The organism is Polaromonas sp., assembly GCF_018780625.1.
Classification (GTDB): Bacteria; Pseudomonadota; Gammaproteobacteria; order Burkholderiales; family Burkholderiaceae_C; genus Polaromonas.
The window spans coordinates 8,970-12,213 of sequence record NZ_JADMJK010000044.1 but is presented as its reverse complement, the minus strand read 5'-3'; the positions used below and the strand labels follow the sequence as shown (position 1 = coordinate 12,213).

At 64.3% G+C, this 3,244-nt stretch carries 5 protein-coding genes; 2 read left to right on the top strand and 3 right to left on the bottom strand.

Going from position 1 to position 3,244, the window contains the following annotated elements; all coding sequences use genetic code 11:
* Together ruvB and ruvA are read right to left on the bottom strand one after the other, a co-directional pair.
* Positions 1 to 670: Holliday junction branch migration DNA helicase RuvB (gene ruvB, locus IV091_RS03555; RefSeq protein WP_293465193.1), on the bottom strand; the 670-nt coding region annotated here is incomplete at its 3' end.
* Between the two features lie 13 nt (positions 671 to 683).
* Positions 684 to 1,256 (bottom strand): Holliday junction branch migration protein RuvA, encoded by a 573-nt coding sequence (gene ruvA / locus IV091_RS03550; protein WP_293465190.1) that lies wholly within the window; start codon positions 1,254 to 1,256, stop codon positions 684 to 686.
* 92 nt (positions 1,257 to 1,348) lie between these two features.
* Between ruvA and IV091_RS03545 the strand changes: the two genes are divergently transcribed.
* On the top strand, positions 1,349 to 2,362 hold the full coding sequence (locus tag IV091_RS03545; RefSeq protein WP_293465187.1) for a PhoH family protein: 1,014 nt from the start codon (positions 1,349 to 1,351) through the stop codon (positions 2,360 to 2,362).
* On the top strand, positions 2,352 to 2,807 hold the full coding sequence (ybeY, locus tag IV091_RS03540) for an rRNA maturation RNase YbeY (protein WP_293465184.1): 456 nt from the start codon (positions 2,352 to 2,354) through the stop codon (positions 2,805 to 2,807). Before IV091_RS03545 ends, ybeY begins: the two co-directional genes overlap by 11 nt.
* A gap of 70 nt (positions 2,808 to 2,877) precedes the next feature.
* Here ybeY and dtd read toward each other — a convergent pair.
* The coding region (gene dtd, locus IV091_RS03535; protein ID WP_293465181.1) for a D-aminoacyl-tRNA deacylase at positions 2,878 to 3,244 on the bottom strand (367 nt) is incomplete at its 5' end.

Below are 3,244 nucleotides of genomic sequence, written 5' to 3'. Positions count from 1 at the left end.
CAAAGCCGCCCTCCTCGTCCATGGGCGCGTTGAGCAGCCCAGCGCTGCGCCTGACAATGCGGGCCAGTTCCTCGGGCGTGTAAAACTCCAGCCGGGCGACGATGCCAAAGCGGTCGCGCAACGGGTTGGTCAGCATGCCGGCGCGCGTGGTGGCGCCCACCAGCGTGAAAGGCTGCAAGTCGAGCTTGATGGAGCGCGCCGCCGGGCCTTCGCCGATCATGATGTCGATCTGGTAATCCTCCAGCGCCGGGTACAGGATTTCCTCGACCACCGGGCTCAGGCGGTGGATTTCGTCGATGAACAGCACGTCGTTTTTTTCGAGGTTGGTCAGGAGCGCCGCCAGGTCCTTGGGCTTTTCCAGCACCGGCCCCGAGGTTTGCCGCATGTTGACGCCCAACTCGTGCGCAATGATGTGGCTCAGCGTGGTCTTGCCCAGCCCCGGCGGCCCGAACAGCAGCACATGGTCGAGCGCTTCGCTGCGTTTTTTGGCCGCGCCGATGAAAATTTCAAGCTGCTCGCGCGCCTTGGTCTGGCCCACGTAGTCGTCAAACAGCTTGGGCCGCAGCGCGCGCTCAATCGCCTCCTCGCGCGGCGAAGCGGGCGCTGCCGACATCACGCGTTTGGCAGGCGGCAGGTCGGACATGTCGAAGTCGTCGGTCTGAATGGTCATAAAGCCGCCGCGCTCATTTGGCAAGGGCCTTCAGTGCCAGCTTGATGCCGTCGCTCACGCCCACATCCTTGGGCAGGGCCTTGAGCGCCAGCGCCGCGTCGCGGTCGCTGTAGCCCAGCGCCACCAGCGCCTGCAGGATGTCGGACTGCGCGTCGTCGGCGACGCTGAGCGGCACGCCGATGTCGGCGCCCAGCTTGCCTTTGAGCTCCAACAACAGGCGTTCTGCCGTTTTCTTGCCAATGCCGGGCACCTTCAGGATGCGGCCCGACTCCTGCATCGTCACCGCCTGGGACAGGTCCTGCACGCTCATGCCGCTGAGCACGCTGAGGGCGGTGCGCGGGCCGACGCCAGCGATCTTGATAAGCTGGCGAAACGCGGCGCGCTCGGCCGTGCTGCCAAAGCCGTACAGCAGCTGCGCGTCTTCACGGACGATGAAGTGTGTCAGCAGGCTGATTTTTTCGCCCAGGCCGGGCAGGTTGTAAAAGGTGCTCATGGGCACCAGCACCTCGTAGCCCACGCCGTTGCAGTCCAGCAGGATTTCCGGGGGATTTTTTTCGGCCAGCAGGCCAGTGAGTCGTCCAATCATGGGCAAATCTTAGCAGTCAGGTGGCGGCCACTATTTGGGCGGACAATTGCGCTAATCTTCCCTGGCCCCCCTTTTTCAGGAAACACCACGCCTTGATTCTTCGCCACACCTTCACGCCGCCCAACAACACCCGCATGGCCAATCTGTGCGGTCCCATGGACGCCCACATCCGCACCATCGAAGCGGGCTTGCAGGTCACGATTGCGCACCGCTTTGAGCAATTCAAGATTGACGGCAGCAAGCTGCGGGCCCAGCAAGCGCTGGAGGTGTTGCAGGCGCTGTACGAGATGGCGCAGCGGCCGATCGAGCCCGAAACCGTGCAGCTGATGATGGCCGGCGACACGGCGCTGAGCACGGCGCCCGACGGCACGGCCGTGCTGTCGACGCGGCGCGCCGACCTGCGCGCCCGCACCACCAACCAGGCCACCTACCTCGAAAACATCGCCACGCACGACATCACCTTCGGCATTGGCCCGGCCGGCACCGGCAAGACCTACCTGGCGGTGGCCTGCGCGGTCGATGCGCTGGAGCGCAGCACGGTGCAGCGCATTGTGCTGACGCGCCCGGCGGTCGAAGCGGGCGAGCGCCTGGGCTTTTTGCCGGGTGACCTGAGCCAGAAGGTGGACCCCTACCTGCGCCCGCTCTATGACGCGCTGCATGAACTGATGGGCTTTGAGCGCGTGCAAAAAGCGTTTGAGCGCCAGCAGATCGAGATTGCGCCGCTGGCCTTCATGCGCGGGCGCACGCTGAACCATGCGTTTGTGATCCTGGACGAGGCGCAAAACACCACGCCCGAGCAAATGAAGATGTTTTTGACGCGCATCGGCTTTGGCAGCAAGGCGGTGGTGACCGGCGACGTGAGCCAGGTGGACTTGCCGCGCACCCAGATGAGCGGGCTGATCGATGCCGAGCGCGTGCTCAAGCGCGTGCAGGGCATTGCCATTACCCGGCTGACCAGCGCGGACGTGGTGCGGCATCCGCTGGTGGCGCGCATTGTGGACGCCTATGACAAAACCCCCAGCAACCGGGACGACGCACAGGACGCTACTGATTTAGTAGCTACGCCCGTCCGCAAGACAAGCGCAAGGAGCAGAAATGGCTCTTAATCAACTGAGTTTGTCGCTGCAGTTTGGCGACCTCCCCGACACTGCCCTGCACCGCGCCGCGCTGCCGCGCCACAGCGTGGCCCGCTGGATTCGCCATGCGCTGCAGAGCGACGCCGAGATCACGGTGCGCATCGTGGGTGCCGAGGAAGGCCAGACGCTGAACCGCGACTACCGGGGCAAGGACTACGCGACCAATGTGCTGACCTTTGACTACACGCAGGCGCCCTACGTCACGGCCGACCTGGTGCTGTGCGCGCCCGTGGTTGAAAAGGAAGCCCGCGACAACCAGAAAACCCTGCAGGCCCACTATGCCCACCTGCTGGTGCATGGCACGCTGCACGCCCAGGGTTACGACCACGAAACCGGCGAAGCAGACGCCGAAGCCATGGAAGCGCTGGAAATCAAGATCCTGGCGGGCCTGGGCATTGACAACCCTTACCGCTGAAAACTTCAGCATCAAAAAGACCTCCAGCCCAATAAGTACAGGACCAATAAGCTATTGAAATAGTAGCAATTTAGCCGCCAGCAACAACGTGCAAGGGAATCGTTACCGGCCCGTCGTTGACCAGATGCACCTGCATGTCGGCGGCAAACTGGCCGGTGGCGACCAGCGGGTGCAGCGCTCGCGCCCGGGCCACAAAGTAGTCGTACAGCCGCCGCCCCTCGTCGGGCGGCGCGGCGCCCGTGAAGCTGGGCCGGTTGCCGCCCGACACATCGGCGGCCAGCGTGAACTGGCTCACGATCAGCAGGCCGCCGCACGCGCCCTGCCCGTCCAGGTCCTGCACGCTGCGGTTCATCTTGCCGGCGTCATCCGAAAAAATCCGCAACTTGAGAATCTTGGCCAGCAGCTTGTCGGCCTCGGCGTCGCGGTCGCCGCGTTCG